The 16886-nt window shown below is 40.3% G+C and carries 15 protein-coding genes; 6 read left to right on the top strand and 9 right to left on the bottom strand.

The features are described from left to right. Positions 1-8: 8 nt before the first annotated feature. Positions 9-3320: a SusC/RagA family TonB-linked outer membrane protein gene (locus tag AC59JO_RS09660; protein ID WP_497304981.1), complete on the bottom strand. Its 3312-nt coding sequence runs from the start codon at positions 3318-3320 to the stop codon at positions 9-11. A gap of 229 nt (positions 3321-3549) precedes the next feature. Here AC59JO_RS09660 and AC59JO_RS09665 point away from each other — a divergent pair, with 229 nt between their 5' ends. Further along, entirely contained in the window at positions 3550-3813 is a 264-nt protein-coding gene (locus AC59JO_RS09665) for a hypothetical protein (RefSeq protein ID WP_413667680.1), read from the top strand. 440 nt (positions 3814-4253) lie between these two features. Here AC59JO_RS09665 and AC59JO_RS09670 read toward each other — a convergent pair whose 3' ends face one another. The 5 genes from AC59JO_RS09670 to AC59JO_RS09690 form a co-directional block, all read right to left on the bottom strand. Then, positions 4254-4604: a DUF2200 domain-containing protein gene (locus AC59JO_RS09670; protein WP_413667679.1), complete on the bottom strand. Its 351-nt coding sequence runs from the start codon at positions 4602-4604 to the stop codon at positions 4254-4256. 52 nt (positions 4605-4656) lie between these two features. Next, complete coding sequence (locus AC59JO_RS09675; protein ID WP_497304984.1) at positions 4657-6114, bottom strand: sulfatase family protein; 1458 nt, start codon at positions 6112-6114, stop codon at positions 4657-4659. A gap of 241 nt (positions 6115-6355) precedes the next feature. Further along, entirely contained in the window at positions 6356-7270 is a 915-nt protein-coding gene (locus tag AC59JO_RS09680; RefSeq protein ID WP_413667677.1) for a helix-turn-helix domain-containing protein, read from the bottom strand. A gap of 9 nt (positions 7271-7279) precedes the next feature. Further along, the gene (locus AC59JO_RS09685) at positions 7280-8089 is read right to left on the bottom strand and encodes an SDR family oxidoreductase (protein WP_497305045.1); all 810 of its coding nucleotides are present in this window, start codon (positions 8087-8089) and stop codon (positions 7280-7282) included. Positions 8090-8677: 588 nt separating this feature from the next. Further along, positions 8678-9013 (bottom strand): hypothetical protein, encoded by a 336-nt coding sequence (locus tag AC59JO_RS09690; RefSeq protein WP_413667676.1) that lies wholly within the window; start codon positions 9011-9013, stop codon positions 8678-8680. A gap of 285 nt (positions 9014-9298) precedes the next feature. Here AC59JO_RS09690 and AC59JO_RS09695 point away from each other — a divergent pair, with 285 nt between their 5' ends. Continuing rightward, complete coding sequence (locus AC59JO_RS09695) at positions 9299-9694, top strand: group III truncated hemoglobin (protein ID WP_413667675.1); 396 nt, start codon at positions 9299-9301, stop codon at positions 9692-9694. Between the two features lie 73 nt (positions 9695-9767). Here the strand turns inward: AC59JO_RS09695 and AC59JO_RS09700 are convergent, their stop codons facing one another. Then, entirely contained in the window at positions 9768-10511 is a 744-nt protein-coding gene (locus tag AC59JO_RS09700) for a LytR/AlgR family response regulator transcription factor (protein WP_413667674.1), read from the bottom strand. 380 nt (positions 10512-10891) lie between these two features. Here AC59JO_RS09700 and AC59JO_RS09705 point away from each other — a divergent pair, with 380 nt between their 5' ends. Continuing rightward, on the top strand, positions 10892-11635 hold the full coding sequence (locus AC59JO_RS09705; RefSeq protein WP_413667673.1) for a LytR/AlgR family response regulator transcription factor: 744 nt from the start codon (positions 10892-10894) through the stop codon (positions 11633-11635). 18 nt (positions 11636-11653) lie between these two features. Here the strand turns inward: AC59JO_RS09705 and AC59JO_RS09710 are convergent, their stop codons facing one another. Then, positions 11654-11803, bottom strand: coding sequence for a hypothetical protein (locus tag AC59JO_RS09710; protein WP_413667672.1), 150 nt, complete (start codon positions 11801-11803; stop codon positions 11654-11656). Between the two features lie 98 nt (positions 11804-11901). On the opposite strand from AC59JO_RS09710, the gene AC59JO_RS09715 reads away from it, so the two are divergent. Next, entirely contained in the window at positions 11902-13065 is a 1164-nt protein-coding gene (locus tag AC59JO_RS09715) for a sensor histidine kinase (RefSeq protein WP_413667671.1), read from the top strand. Here the strand turns inward: AC59JO_RS09715 and AC59JO_RS09720 are convergent. After that, entirely contained in the window at positions 12959-15784 is a 2826-nt protein-coding gene (locus AC59JO_RS09720) for a lantibiotic dehydratase (RefSeq protein ID WP_497304988.1), read from the bottom strand. The genes AC59JO_RS09715 and AC59JO_RS09720 overlap by 107 nt on opposite strands. A gap of 344 nt (positions 15785-16128) precedes the next feature. On the opposite strand from AC59JO_RS09720, the gene AC59JO_RS09725 reads away from it, so the two are divergent. Together AC59JO_RS09725 and AC59JO_RS09730 are read left to right on the top strand one after the other, a co-directional pair. Beyond that, positions 16129-16338 (top strand): hypothetical protein, encoded by a 210-nt coding sequence (locus AC59JO_RS09725; protein WP_413667669.1) that lies wholly within the window; start codon positions 16129-16131, stop codon positions 16336-16338. Positions 16339-16519: 181 nt separating this feature from the next. Beyond that, on the top strand, positions 16520-16729 hold the full coding sequence (locus AC59JO_RS09730) for a hypothetical protein (protein ID WP_413667668.1): 210 nt from the start codon (positions 16520-16522) through the stop codon (positions 16727-16729). Positions 16730-16886: the final 157 nt, after the last annotated feature.

Consider the following 16886-nt stretch of genomic DNA (forward strand, 5'->3'; position numbering starts at 1 on the left):
TTTTCTCCTTAAAAAGTAGCGTTTAAACCAACTGAGTATTGACGCATGGTTGGGTAACCCACGCTTGCCCCTATTTCCGGGTCGAGGCCAGGGTACTTTGTAATAGTGAGCAAGTTTTCGGCAGCTACATAGATCCTTATTTTAGTTAAAGCCCATTTCTCAGAAATCCGTTTAGGAATGGTATAGCCTAACTGCACATTTTTAAGCTTTACATATGATGCGTTATACAAGTAAAAATCGCTGGCTACTGCGGCGTTCTGCACATCAGATGTGTTTTTTAACCTTGGATAATGTGCGCCAGTGTTATTTGCGGGATCAGAAGGATTGGCATCATTGTAATAGTAGTGGTTGTCGGCTATCAAAGTGCTAACCGCGTTACCCAATGACACAATGGAGTTGTTGTAACCCGTATCGTTCCAGTAATAATACATACCAAAACTGCCCGCCCATATCATAGAGCAATCAAAGCCTTTGTAAGCAACATTGAACTGCAAACCGGCATTGTATTTAGGAACTGATGATTTCTTGGTTAGCTGAGCATCGTAGCTATTACCATAAATACCGTCATTATTAGTATCGCCGTAAATTAAATCGCCATAATAGATCTTAGTTTTGCCGATGCCGTTGCCTGGCTGAAATTTGTAACCAGCATCCATCATGCTTTGCAGCCATGCCATATCCTGGGGAGTCCTGATCATACCATCTTTAGGGCCGCCATTCTTATTTACGGTTCCATCGGCATTAAAGTAGCTGCCGTTACCCTTGTATACAGGATATAGATAGTACTCATTAATCAGGTGGCCTTGTATTACTCTTGTAGTACCACCGCTTGATACCTGCCCGATATTTGATGAATACACAGAGGCTCCTGTAGCATCAGTAGCGTACCCTTCCTGTAAAGTGCCTTTGTACTTTTCAACCCGGTTAAAGTTATAGGCAAAATTGCCCGATACGTTGAAGCTTAAATCACCGGCCTTGCCGTGGTAACCCAAAGTAACCTCAATACCACGGTTTGATATTTCAGCAATATTTTGTGTTGCGGCCGTTGCCGTACCTACTGTTAACGGCACGGTTGGCGTAAATAAAATACCACTGGTATACTTGCGATAGGCATCAATTTCAAAATTCATTTTGCCTTTAAACAATGATCCGTCTAAACCGATATTGGTAGTGGTTGTAGTTTCCCACTTTAAGTTTTGATTAGCTGTTTTTGACTGAATCAAACCGGTTACCGCTGCTCCGTTAAATGAATAAGCAGTAGTACCATAGGTAGCCATGTAATCGTAATTTCCTAAGGAAGCCGAAGAGTTGAGCACGTTATTACCGGTCTGTCCCCATGAAGCCCTTAGTTTTAAATTACCCACGTAATTGTTAAGGTTTTGCATGAAAGGCTCTTCAGAAATCCTCCATCCGGCGGCAAAGGCAGGAAAAAAACCCCAGCGGTTTGCAGGTGCAAATTTTGATGAACCATCATACCTGAACACCGCCTCCAGTAAATAGCGTTGTTTGTAGTCGTAATTCAATCTGCCAAAGAACGATCGCAGGGAATAATCATAAGCATCGCCTGTTGCGGCAGTCGGTGTTGTTGCCGAACTCAGAGTAGTTATTGTAGGGTCGATAAGACCTAACTTGGTAGCATCGAAATAATAGTAATTATAATAGTACTGGTCAAAGCCACCCAAGATTCCGATGTTATGATCTTTGGCGATAGTAGTATTGTACCTTAAAACGGCGTCCCAGGTAAGCAGGTAGTTTTTGTTAAAATCATAGTAAGTACTTAACTGCGCAGGGGCCGTTGCCGCCGATTTTAAAGTATTGGTTGAAAAATCCCAGCGCTCCAATGGAATGGTGTAGGAATTGTTCTCCTCAAAGCGGGTTTGATAGTTGAATTTTGTTTCGAGCACCAGGCCTTTGTACAAATTAACGTTTGCAAAAATGGTACTGTTAAACCTCGATTCCTGATCCCTGCCACCGGTGCTGTTTAAATAAGTAAGAATGTTATTGGCTGTCGATGATTCTTCCGGTGCAGATGGAAAGCCATATTTACCGTCATAGTATGGATATACCCCCGGAGTAGTTTGTCTTAAATAATTAAACGCATTGCTTGTGCTGGCCAGCCCATAGCTTTGTAACGATGCAAATGTTTGCGTACCGACAGTTAAAAACTTGGTAGCCTTGGTTTGCAGGTTAACCCTGAACTGGTATTTGTTTGATCCGGTGTTTTGCATTGTACCGGGGTTGCCATTGTAACCCGCCGATAACAGGTACTGCGTGGTTTCATTACCGCCATTTAAAGCAATGTTATGATCCTGCAGCACATTGTTTTGAAAAATAGTTTTTGCCCAATTTGTATTAGGATATGCAATGTAATTAGGCACACCAATGGTATTTAACCCATTTGGATCGGCGTTGGCTTTTTGCCATTGGGCAATGGTGGCATCGGTATAAACCGGTGTTTGGCCAAGGTTTTTATAGCCTTCGTTCACCAATTGCATATGCCTTACATAGTCCGTAACAAACGAGGGCATGGCGGTTGGGTTAGTTTTAGATGCTATACCGCTATAAGTAATGGTAGTTTTGTTTTTACTTCCTTTTTTAGTGGTTACCAAAATAACGCCGTTTGCTGCTAACGAACCGTATATAGAAGCAGCCGCAGCATCCTTCAATATCGAAATACTTTCGATATCATCCGGGTTTACAGCATCTAAAGTACCCTGGATGCCGTCAATTACTACCAGCGCGTTGTTATTGTTTAATGTACCCAGGCCCCTGATGCGGATAGTTGCGCCATCGGCACCAGGCTTTCCTGAGCTTTGCATTACCGATACACCAGAGCTTAAGCCGGTTAATGCCGATGAAACGTTGGTTACAGGACGGTTTTCCAGGTCTTTTGCACTTACTGTAGCTACAGAGCCTACAACATTTACCTTCTTTTGCGTTCCGTAACCTACAACAACTACGTCATTAAGACTGGTGCTTTGCTCGGTAAGGACAACATCAACTACCGAAGCATCACCGGCAGCTTGTTCTTTGGCTACAAAGCCGATATAGGAAAATACCAATACGGCATTGCTATTAGGAACACTTAAACTAAAGCTTCCTTTGCTATCAGTAATGGCACCACCGGCTGTTCCTTTAATTTTAACACTTACACCGGGCAGGCTCAGGCCCTTAGCATCTTTTACTGTACCGGATATTTTTCTGGCCTGGGAGTAGGCATTGGGAATAAGAAAGCACAGTATCGCCATTACGCCCAGAGCATGTTTAAAGCCCTTTGCAATACTTACTTTAAAATAACTGCATAAGTAAATTTTATCCATTTTGATTCATTTTGATTGGGTTGTTTTATTTATTGTGATTGTTTAAAATAAAATGGAGATCAGGCGCTTATTGATCAGATAATGCTGTGCTATAGGGCACGCGGACAATAAGCAAGATCATTAGGCAGGTCAATGAATTATCATCTCTTTCATGGTTTGTTTATTTTTGGTTTAAACAAAACTGACTTAAATGACCTGTTTGGAGGGGGTAATATCCTAAAGGAATAGGGTGAAAATCCTAAATCACGATGCGAGGGATGAAAAAAATGGAACTTTTGGTATCGGTGCGTTTTCTTTTTACATTAAGAATAACGCTATAGGTTTTCAGGCATTGTTACTCAAGCCAGGAAATAATGGTGCCCTTAGTCCGCATGCCTGTTTAGTTTTAGGCCCGGATATTGACCTGCGCCCATTCATGAGCCAATGTAAATTAGGTTTTGCTTTAGACGGCAGCAATTTTAAAGCCTGCATTTTTTTGATGGCAACGCTATAGGCATACCTAAGATCTATTTCACAGATAAAATCAGTACCGAAAAATATCCCGAACCAGGTTGTTACCCATGAATTGAAATTTAGCCGATATATTTATACGAAATGGGGGTTACATGTTTTTCGATAAAAAAACATTAAAACTAATTGACTATCAAATACATAATTAAATATCAGCCCTAAATTGTGTTAACCTTGTTAACCCCCTTTGTTAGTCGGGTTGTAGCATTCCAATTCGATGCGCTTCCCTAACAATGTCAAAAGGTAAGCGAGGACGCTTACCTTCAAAATAGTTCAAGCGAAAGACGCTTGAACTTGCGACTATACGTTAGAATGCAATAACCCTACTCTGTTAGTAGAATCAATCCAACCCTAAACTATATTGCTTAAGTAGCTGAATAAGAAAAATATTGATACAGTCTCTTTTTAAATAGCAAACGGCTCTTATTTCCGCAAAATCTTATCCATTGCCTTTCCCTTTGCTAATTCATCAATCAACTTATCTAAATAACGGACCTTCTGCATCAGTTTATCTTCAATTTCTTCAACACGATAGCCGCAAATTACACCGGTAATTTTTGAAACATTGGGGTTTAATTGCGGAGCCCCGGCAAAAAAGTCTTCGAAGTTGGTTTTGTCGTCGATATGTTTTTGCAGCATCTTTGCATCATAACCGGTTAGCCAAAATATAATATCATCAACTTCGGCTTTTGTACGGCCTTTTTTCTCCGCCTTTTGGATATAGTGCGGATAAACACCCGCAAAAGACATTTTGTATATTCTTGAATTATCCATTTTACAACTTAATTTTCAGCTTGTCTTTTAATCGTAGTTGTTACAAAAAGCATTAGTCGTTATAAGGGTGTCGGTAATCGCCCCACGGGTGTTTGACCGTACGCTTAAGGGGGATTTGCATCCCTCCTGTTTTCTCCAGCCAGTCGTATAAATCATTGGCCAGTTGCTTTACTGTTTGTTCGTATTCCGGTTTGTCAATAAGGTTGACACTTTCGGCTGGGTCTTTTTCAAGATCGTAGAGCTCATTGGTATCCCACACGCCCTGGTTCCTGATGTATTTGAACCTATCTGTCCTCACGCCATAAATAACCGGCGTCATCGGGAAATCGTATTCCCAGTAATATTCATAAAAGATTTTGTCGCGCCATTTAGTAGAGTCTCCCTTCAATAACGGAATAATAGAATTTCCCGGCATGGTAGCTGGCTTCTGCAGGCCGGCCACCTGCAGAATGGTTGGCGCTACATCCACATTCTGGATCATTTTACTAATGGCCTGACCACCTTTAAAAAGCTCCGGGCAACGGGCCAAAAATGGCACTTTAACCGATTCTTCATAAAAATGCCGTTTATCGATCAACCCATGCTCGCCAAAGCTAAAGCCATTATCACCCATATAAATAATCAGGGTATTCTGATCGAGGCCTTCCTGCTTCAGATAATCCATAACCGCGCCAACACTTTCATCAACAGCCAGCAAAGTTTCACAATAATCCCTCACCAACTCTTCTATCGGCTGGTGCGTATGATAAAGATAATCCACTCCGTGCCAGCTATAGCGCTGCTGTTTTACCCACTCGGGCCAACCCAATTTTTTATAGGCATCAGTTTGGGTTTGGTAAAACGTGGACGGTAAGGTATATGGCAAATTTTTGTATAATCCGCGGTGCCTTTTGGCCGGCTGCATTGGCGCGTGTACAGCTTTGTGCGACAGGTACAAAAAGAACGGTTTCGATTTATCCCTTTTTTTAAGCCAGCCAAGCGCATGTTCAGTCAGCAGGTCGGTGATATAGGTAGAATCACCGTACGTTACCCGTTTTCCATTGATATTTAGCGTGGGGTTATAGTATACGCCTTGCCCGCGAAAGCTTTCCCATTGGTTAAAACCGGGACGGGGGTGATCATCATCATCGCCCATATGCCATTTACCAAAGAAACCGGTTTGATACCCTGCCTTTTGAAGATATTCAGGAAAGTAAGTCAGGTTAGGTGGTTCGGGGGCGTTATTATCTACAATGGTGTGTACATGAGAATATGCACCTGTTAATATTGATGCACGACTGGGCGAACATAACGATGTGGTTACAAAAGCGTTTTTAAACCAGGCTCCCTCGGCATATAATTTATCAAGATTTGGAGTTTTGAGCCATGGTACCCGGCCAGTAAAACCCATGAAATCATAGCGATGGTCATCTGTCAGGATAAAGATCACATTTCTTGGCTTTTCACCTTTTATTTTAGATAAGGCTTGTACCTGTTTTTTTACCTGTGCAACAGCATTCCCACTTATCATTGCAAATACCAATAAAAATGTCAATGTGCAGAACACGGGCAAACATTGTTTTGTCTTTAGATTCATAATATACATGTTAGTCTTTTTACGGCCTCAAACCGGATAACCAACCCATCACTATTCGAAATCTAAAGTACTTGGAAAAAATTAATTGAACTTGCTTGCGGTCCATTTTTATTTGGTTTTTACCAAATAATCACCACGGAAGTTTAGAACTGAATTTCAGTTCAGATGTCACCACTTAATTAAAGGCTTGTTTGAACTCCAGCGGTGACAAATCAGTTTTTTTACGAAAGAGTTTATTAAACGACTGTGGGCGTTCAAACCCAAGCATATAAGCTATTTCGCTTACAGACAAGCTGGTGGTGGTTAAATACTCTTTGGCTTTATCTATCAGTTTTTGATGGATATGTTGCTGCGCGCTTTGACCGGTAAGGGAGCGCAACATATCGCTCAGATACCGTGGCGACAGGTTTAACTGACCGGCAAGATATTCAACTGTAGGTAAGCCGCTTTTTAGGCTTTGCCGGCCTTCAAAGTAGGTTGCAAGCAGTTCTTCCATATTGTCCAGCAAGTCATGACTGGCCGCTTTCCGAGTTATAAACTGGCGTTTATAAAACCGGTTACTGTAGTTAAGCAGCACTTCGAGATATGATATAATTACATCCTGGCTAAAATCGTCGATATTGGTTTCCAGTTCGGCACCTATCTGTTCCATGATGTTCAATATAATGCCTCTTTCCTTTTCTGATAAGTGCAGTGCCTCCCTGGTATCGTACGAAAAAAAACCATACTTATTCATATTCCTTCCCAACGGGTAGTTACGCAGAAGATCTGGATGAAACAGGATGGAGAAACCGTAATATTCGACATCTTTGTCAAAGTGAATGACCTGATGAGGGGCGGTAAATATCAAACCGCCCTCATCAAAATCATAATATCCCTGGCCATAGCCAATGCGGCCCTTCATTGTTTTTTTATAGGAAATTTTATAAAAATCAAGCACAAAACTATCCGGCATGGTATCCAGGTTGATAACAACCTTTGTATTATCTACCAAACTGATCATTGGGTGCGCGGGACCACGAAGGCCCATCAACTTGTGAAGCTCGCTGATACTATGGATACTAACAGGCGCCTGGCTTGCTTTTTTCATGATGCTAATTTAAATATTTCCCTGTTCAAAGATCATGTGGCCCAGTTCTTTGCGAAAAGCCTCGGTGCCAACCTCCAACCGGCGGTTATACAAACGATTGGCATCCGCGCCGGCTACATATCGTACCTGATCTTTCCCATCGGTAGCTGCTTTATATACCACCGCCGCAATCTGTTCGGCTGTCGAAAAATTATCTACATTAAACAAAGCGAACATTTTTTGCAGGGCAGCATCGTAGGCCGGATGGCTCACCGGCTCAAGAGAACGGCCACCAAAATCGGTGATGATACCGCCCGGGGCCACTGTTTTAATACCAATATTGAACATACCCAATTCAAACGACATACTTTCGCTCCAGCCTTCGAGCGCCCATTTGGTGGCATGATAAATTGAGGATAACGGAAAGGACAATAATCCCCCCATAGAAGTTGTGCTGATAAACAATCCCTTTTTACGTTCGCGAAAATATGGGATGAAAGCTTGCGTGACACGTATTACACCAAGCAGGTTGGTATTGAGTTGTTTGGTGATCTGTTCGTCGGTATAAGCTTCCATTGGGCCTATAAGGCCATAGCCGGCGTTATTAAAAACTACGTCGATATCTGTGAGTTCAAGCGCAGCCTGTACTGTTTTACTGATCTGATTAATGTCAGTTACATCGAGCGGCAACAAGGTAACATTTTCAAGTTGACTTAGTTCGGTATCCTTTTCCGGGTTACGCATAGTAGCGATTACATTCCAGCCCTGCGCCTGAAAAAGTTTTGCAGTGGCGTTACCCAATCCGGTAGACGCACCGGTAATAAAAATGGTTTTCATGATGTCATAAATTTTATACCACAAAGTTGCCGGATTGCATCATGACAAAAGTTTCCAAAATGAGTATGGTTGTTTCCAAAATGACAAAGCACCGCTTTACTCAGACACTAGACATCAAAGAGGTTGTATCATAAATCAAATTGCGCCCCCTGATGTTATGTTACCAGTGACTTGAAATTTAGCCGATTATATTTACACAAAAAGGGGGGTAACACATTTTCGCGTAAAATCATTTAATTAACTGATTATGAACAATATAAGTAAATATCATTATACAAAAAGGGGGTTAACACTTTTTTGGCATAAAAAACGCCCAATCAATTGATTATCAACAATATAATTAAAAATCGATACAAAATTCTGTTAACCCTGTTAACCCCCTTTTTGTCAGTAGAGTCAACCTAAAACCATGCATATCGCTTTAAGTATCCGAATAAGCAAAAAAAGGCCGTATCTCCATTTATGATACAGCCTCTTTGATACAACATTTAGTAAGGTGAAACGAGAAAGCCTAAACATCAAAAAGTCATTCCCTGTTGCAGGCTTTACATCTCTCCCCTACACAACTGCTATCAAACCGGCGCTTCGTTCTCATTTCTGTAATGCCTTATAAAGTTTCCTCATTTTTTTTGCATCTTTCTCAAGCCTTTCAATGAATTCGTGTACCTTTTTGGCATCCACACCTTCCAGCCTGTCTTTGATCGCCGTCTTAATTTCGGACAACTTTTTTAATTGTTTGTCTTGATCATAAAAGGTAGTATCGCCGAAAAAAACACGTAAATGGCCGCTATTTTTGCTGCGTATTTTTTCGAATTCATCGTTTAATCCGCTTTTTTCTTTGCTCAACAGATTTGCTGCCAGGGCGTCGTAATGGTCAAATGTGATGATGAGACCGGTTATTTCTAATGTAACGTTGTTTAAGTCCATAGGTAGTATTTTGAAAGCAAAGCTAAAAAAAAGAAAGTCGCTTGTTGTGTCAACTGTTGATATAGTATAACTGTGACTTCAGTGTGGCAATTAATATCGACAGGGAGCCTCAATTATTAAAGAACTAAGCCTTCCAATAAAAAAAGTACAGGACAAACCGTGTATATCCTTTTACCGCATAAAACCGGATATTTTGCCGGTACAAATATCGGCTCAAAACCATGATTTTACGTATCCCTGACAGGCGTTGCCCGTCATTGGAATATAATCACCTATATTGCGGTTATGGAAGAGGAAAAGCAGCTTTTGGATCTCAGCGATGTGAAACTAATGGTCAATTCATTTTACGATAAGGTGCAGAAAGACGATTTGCTGGGGCCAGTTTTTAACGCCCGTATCGAAGACAACTGGCCGCAACATCTTGAAAAAATGTACGCATTCTGGCAAACTACTCTGCTTGGTGAACATACCTATCATGGTCTCCCTTTTCCGCCTCATGCAACGCTGCCTGTCGGCCCGGCACATTTCAACCGCTGGGTAAACCTGTTTACGCAAACAGTTGATGAGCTTTTCAGCGGTGAAAAAGCGGAAGAAGCAAAATGGCGGGCTGCTAAAATCGCCCAAATGTTTGAACTGAAGGTTCAGCATTTTCAAAGCAGTTCCGGACGGGCATTATTGTAAAAATGGAACATACAGCATCATAAATACGTGGTGTTGGATATTATATCTTCAACAAATCTCCCTCATCTGGCACCTATCGCTTACGCGAGGTTTTAACAAGTTTATTTGATAAATACATCGAAAAGCTGTCCCGGTAATGTTCACCCACGGTAAAACAAAGATTATTGACCATTTTTATGGTACTGCCTTCTATATAGTCGATACAATCTGTAGAGACAATGAACGCACGATGAAATTGTTTAAAGCTGTCCCGCGCACCTACTATATCCATTATATCTTTCAACGTTAGGTAAGCAGTTAACACTTTACCATTTGTAAGATAAATTTTAACATAGTTTTGTGCACTTTCAAATGCTACAATCTCGTTATATCTCACTCTGATGATCCGCAGGTCCTCTTCTTTGTTTTTCACCAAAAAATAATCGTCTCCGGAACCGGCATCGTTTGCTTTCTCTCCGGGCATTACCGGGAATAAGCGGTTGATGGTCGTTGAAAACTTTCCGAAACTGAATGGTTTGAGTAAAAACGCATCGCCTTCCACTTCAAAAGCGTCAAAAGCATATTGGGAATGCGAGGTGGTAAAAACCAACTTCTGTGTTTTTGACCTCAACGCCCGGGCCAGTTCAATACCTGAGATATAAGGCATATCGATATCCATAAAAAGCAGGTCTAACTCATTAACCTGGCCAACCTGTTCCAATGCCTCCTGCGGATTGGTATACACCCCGATTACATCCAGCCGAGGTAAAAGTTCTATATATCTTAACAGAGAATTGACTGAAAATTCTTCGTCATCAATTATAGCGCATCTTAGCATAATAAATGGTTTACTATAATCTATTTTATACACCGGTAATTAACGCCGGTTATTTTAACTAACAAAAAACATTAAAAACGGTCTTCGGGCGTATAATTATGATGCCCAGCCTAAATATTACATATGCCGGTAAAGCTTCATTATTACTATCCCGGATTTTTTATTCAAAAAATATTTATATCCGGCAAATCAATGTCGCAATTTATCCGTATAAAAATTAATAAGTGCAATATTTATACAAAACGTTATACTTTCTACATAAACAGGGTAATTTTCTTTACTGGTTTTTGTCAAAAAACAGCAATAAGTATGTTAATGCTGCCTGATTGTATTTTATATTTAATATTTTAATAAATTGAACTGAGTTTTCTATTTGCAAAATGAGCAGCTATAAGTGTATTATAATTGATGACGAGCCTTACGCAATTGAGGGCTTAAAAAAATATGTTAATGATGTACCCAATCTCAAATTACTTAATTGCTATACCGACCCGGTGAACGCTTTACTTGACTTTGCAAATATGGACATGGTTGATCTCGTTTTTATGGATGTTGAAATGCCGCGTATTACCGGTCTTGAACTGGCAAAAGCAATAAGGCAGCAAACACACAAACTCGTTGTTACAACAGCCCATACACGCTATGGGTATGAAGCATTTGAAGTTGCCGCCGATGCTTACCTGCTAAAGCCTTATACCTTCTTTAAATTTGCTGCCACTATTGCCAAACTATTTCCCAAAGTAATTGAAGAAGATACTGACTCCGGTGATTTGGACGATTTCTTTTTTGTAAAAAACAAAAATGACAATCTGAAAATAATAAAGGTAAAGTATGCCGAAGTTGTAGCCGTTGAAAGCAAGCAAAACTATGTAATGATTCATACTACTTCAAAAAAGGTGATGACCTACATGTCGTTGAAAGAGATCTCGCAAGTGTTTAACCGGAAACCCGCCTTTGTGCAGTTTCAACGTAGTTTCATTTTGAGCAAAGATCATATTGAAAGTATTGAAGGCAATATGATCAAAATGACCACCGGGCTCGATATTACCGTGGGCGACTATTACCGGAAAAACTTTGCTGCCTTCATGGCCGAAAAACTTATTAAGGCAGGGCGTAAAGACTAATTAAGCCCTGCCTTAATATTACTTTAAACCGCGCGCAGTAAAACTTCCTGTTTTGGTAAAAGTTACCATACTTGTAGTAGGGTCGGTTTCCGTTGAAGGCCTGTTGTTTTTGGGAGCATTGTACACAAAAAGCGTAGTACAGTTAATTTTAAACGATCTGATTTTCATATAGTTTGTTATTTTTTCCGAAACTTATGGCCTTTTTTCACAAAAAGAAAACACACTATACATAACAGTTAAAATCCTATACAAAAGCACAATCTTACATGAAAAGCATTAACCTATTGTGGCTAAAGAAATATAAACATCATATAGTCGCCTGGACGTTATTTATATTGTATGAATCTATTGTAATTGGGCTGGTTACCGGGCAGTTTGGCAATCCGTTAACCTACGCAACGCATTATTTCATTATTGCCTTTTTATTTTACCTTCACGCCCACTATGGCCTGCCATGGGCACTATCATCCACCAGGGCAGCAATATGGAGGATACCGCTCATTTTTATAGGAGAAATATCGCTATTCATTTTAATGTCCTATACAGCTGATGCATTGCTTATTAAGGCCCATATCATTACCGACAGTCCTAATTTTAAACTATCATATCAATATAGTCTTAAAACGTTATACCGGGGGATTTACTTCATTGGGTTCTCAACAGGATATTATTTTATCCTTAGATACACTAATGAAAAACAAAAAACCAGCGAACTTGAGCAGCAACGTTTGGAAGATGTAATTTACAGGCAAAATGCCGAGCAGGAGCTTATTAAAGCACAGAACGCTTTTTTAAAAGCCCAAATCAATCCGCATTTCCTGTTTAATACGCTTGATTTTATATACCATAATATTGTAACGATATCACCGGTAGCTTCAGATGCGGTTATTACCTTGTCAGAAATGATGCGCTATGCAATTGATTCAGATAAAATAGGCGATTACATTTGCCTTGAAGAAGAAATCACCCAGGTAGACAATCTGCTGTACCTAAGCCAAATGCGCAAAAGCAATGATCTGGGTTTCAGGCTTCAAGTTGCGGATGAAGCCCGCAGACTGTATTTGATCCCCCTGGTATTGCTGACCCTGGTAGAAAATATTTTCAAGCACGGTAACCTGACCGAACCGGGACATGAATCGTTGGTGAATATTTTTATTGAGGATGGTATTTTTCATATCGATACAGATAACCTGATTAATAATTCCGGGCCAAAGCCCGGAACCCAAACCGGCTTGATCAACATCAAAAAGCGCCTTGTATATGCTTACGGTAATCTTGTCGATTTTAAATATTACCTGGACGAAACCGATAAACATTTCAAACTTAGTCTTGCCATTCCCGTATCTGCTTTGAAAACGCCCGGCGTGTCTGCAAAACCTTCAAGAGATAATGATAAAGAACGGCCTCATGAGCACGTTGGTTTGCGTTGAAAAGACGATTAACATGCATATGAATAAGATCTGCTATCAGTTGATGTCTTGAAGCCTGGCTTTGCGCAGTATCCATGATGCGCCTGAATAATTTAACATACGCCGAAGGCAAATACCTTTCATCTGTATAGCCTAACTGCGGAAATTGCTTTCTTAATTCAGCATAATCCTGATTAATTTTCCTGAAAGACTCACCACCCATTCCAAATTCCGACTTGAAACTATCGGCCATTGCACGCACAAATTCGATCTCTTCATCCATGCAACCGAGTCCGTATTTAAGCAGCTCCGCCATTAGCCGAATACTTTGATTATACAAATCATTGCCTGATAATGCCTTTTCTATAAGCTTGAGCACATATTTACTGTCAGCAAAAAAGAAGGATTCAATTAACGGCATCCTGTCATAGCCGTAACGGTCGGTTTCGCGGTAATAGGTTTTGATCTGAACGTCGGTTACCACACCGTTTGTAAAATCACGTGCCAGGTATACATTCAATTTCCGGGTCAGGTTCGAACCATTTTCGGGATGTTTCAATTGCAATCTTAACCTGATATGTGGTTTAGGGTCTTCATAACGTATAAAAAACCATTTTGCTACCTCCCATTTCGCATCCCGTAAAAAGAAGTTCAATCTGCCTGTTAAAAGATTATTCGCCCTTGTTGTGCTGCAGTATATTTCAAAATAAATCCAATCGCCGCCAGGCAAAATGTTGCTGCTCTGCGTACTGGCGTTTAATTTATCAATGTTAATTCCATCATACACCTGCTCATCATGAGTATAATTCAAAATATATTCGGCAGCATATCTCTTTCCATCGTTGTCACTTAATCCATCAGCATCTGTGTTCAGCACCTCAGTAATGTATATTTCCTGTTGGATATATTGTCTTAAGTAAATGGCAAATGCATCCATATCGGCGTCAAGCTTCGGATTAAAGCACAAAGTTTGATCGCCAAAACCACTTTTAAATAAAAAGCTAATCCCTTTATCTGTGAGCCATCCTATAACTTTATCTTTTACGTTTTCGGAAGGGCCGGCCCTATATAATGATTGCGGGATCTTCCATGATGCAGGAGCAACTACAATGTCTTTATATATTACCTTGGGATAATGATCAAGGCCAGGAAAAAAATGTTGTATTTTAAAGTTAAGATCAGAACTGATTTGCTGATGCTGCAGATCGCAAAGAAAGCGATACACAGCAAGATCAGAACGGGTATAGTTATATGCCGACGGAATCCGCGGCACTATTCGTTTATTAAGTTGTTTTGACCAAAGGATAATTTCCTTCCCCCTTACAGATACCAGGATCTCATTGAGCTGCAGAGGCTCTTCATGGCATGACCATGTTAGTATTGGCAGTTCATGCGCGTATACCCGACTACGGCGATTAACATTATCTACCTGCTTTTCGGCCTGGTAGGCTATGTCAAAGAAAAGCACATCCGGGTTAGCCTGTTGTTCAATATCGGCCAGCTTCCGGGACATTTGTTTAAATGGGGTGTCGGCTATGGTAAAACGCCCAAGCAATGCATTAGCGGTACATCCTCCGGCGTTTTCAATAACCGGTTTATCATTCCAAAAATGCATTAAAACGCTGAAAGTATTAGGTAACGGAAGAATTTCTCTGGTACCATCGCTGCTAAACTCTTCCAGTTTGATTACTGGCTTACATAAATTATTTAATATAAACTTATGCAGCGCGGTGTAAACAATGGTTTGTTGTGAGTTTTCAGATTTGTTCCCGGCGTGTAATATAACGGGCTTTTCGCCAGTGTACTCCTCCCCCATATCTCCGTAGCCGATACCTAATTCCGGATCAAGGGCAATGGTAAGCGGAACGCTTCTGCCCTCAAACTTCTTTAGAAATGCTCTTGTGAAATCATTTAAGGTACTATTTGCCTGCCCCGGTAAGTGCCTGGCCATGAAACTCAGCATTTCGGGAACGTTCTTAAGCTTTGTTTTATCAATTGTACCTGAAATAACCTCCCTGCTTGCAATGATATAGTCGCCATCTCCATTTGATGCGCGGCAATCTACCCTGCTAAAATAATCAGGACCAATTATGTTAGGATGTTTATCGGTTAGCAAAAGCTGAAGCCCGACCAATTGCCTTAATAAAGCAAAAACGTCCCTCTGCTTTAAACGGTATTCAGAAAACATAAACCTGCAAACATCTTCGTTACAAGCCTTTTTGCTGCAAAACGCTAAAAGCGCGTCAAGTTCTGCAAAACCGGCAACCGAAGCTATTTCAAATTTCCCATCGTTTACCCTGATATATCTGTACTCGCTGCCAGTTTTATAAACAGATGTATTGGTTTGAAACCATCGTATGTTTTCTATCAAGTTAGATATATTACTAACATAAGCATCCTTATGCTGCCAGTTGATGAACCGGTGCAATTGCATCGTGTTGTTTATAGATGCTCTGGTACCGGTATCGCCATCAGTATTCAACAGGGATATTGCTGCAAAGCTTCCGTAGGGAGTAGCACGGTATTTGGCCCTGTTAAAATATTTCCAGATCGAAAACCCAACTTTGTTTAAGCTATTATTCAATTGAACAAAATCCTGGTCATTGATTACCTGGTAAAAATCAGGCGATGCCTCTTTTATCATTTCCTTTAGATGTCCGGTAGTTTGTTCAAGCGTATCGATCAAACTAAATGCTGGCGTGCGGCAAAGGATTTCATTGTGTAGTTTCAGCTTTATCATAGATATTATTTAATAGATATTCTTCTGATTTTTTACGCTAAACAATCATTTCAGAAGGTCTTTACACATATTTTTCTTCGCATAGGCCGGTTTTCGGGGTAAAAAGGGCAAAATTCAGGATATAACACAGCCTCTTTTTAATACAAAAAAAATGCTTCTTAATTAACTTTAATCCAATCGGTTTATCCTCTGGTGCAACACCGGAGGCACTAAAAACACCATAAGGGGAACAGCCTGTATCAATTGCACAAATAACGGCAATCCCCTTAACCGGATAAGTAAAGTTTAATTAATGTTTTATAAATGTTGTTGGATTTTTTTAAAAATCAAAAAAGCTAAAAAAAATGAAAAACAAAAACCTTAAAGGCCTGATGGCTTTAAAAATGGCCGGAACCAATGACCGACCAACAGAAGTGACCGTCCTTAACCAGGATGAACTTAATTTTGCCATGGGCGGTAATGTAGCAACTGATTGTCCAAAGCTAACCTCATGTGGCACCTTTGACTCATGCGGTGATAAATGTTTTGCTGACAACGTAACTGTTGGCCTGTAACAACCTCAATTAACCTGAACCATGATCGCACTCTTCAAGATTAATCGCCGCAAAAAGTAAATCCGGTTAAGCGTTTTTTAGAATTATTCAGCTGGACATTTCCGGCTGAACTGGAATACCTATGCCCGAAAACCCTGATTACGAACATGGAAACTTGTTTATCCTTTAATAAAACATAAAAATGAAAAACAAAAATTTAAGAGGCCTGATGGCTACCAAACTTGCCGAAAACAATGCAAAACCAACTGAAGTAAGCATCCTTAACCAGGATGAACTCATTTACGCTATGGGTGGTAATGTTTCAACCAGTTGTCCAAACCTAACGTCATGCGGCACTTTTGACTCATGTACCGACAAATGCTTCGCCGACAACGTGAAAGTAGGTATTTAATTTAGCTATCCTTAGCTGCCTGCATTTCAGATGTTTATATAAAGCATAAACTTTAATTAACCCATCCGGCAACATTTGACATCAGGTAGCAGGCAGCAAGGATTTGCTTAAGGTTTTTCATTTTTTAGGCTAATCTATCACCCATTTAAAATATAAC

It is taken from the genome of Mucilaginibacter sp. A5337, from assembly GCF_059690695.1.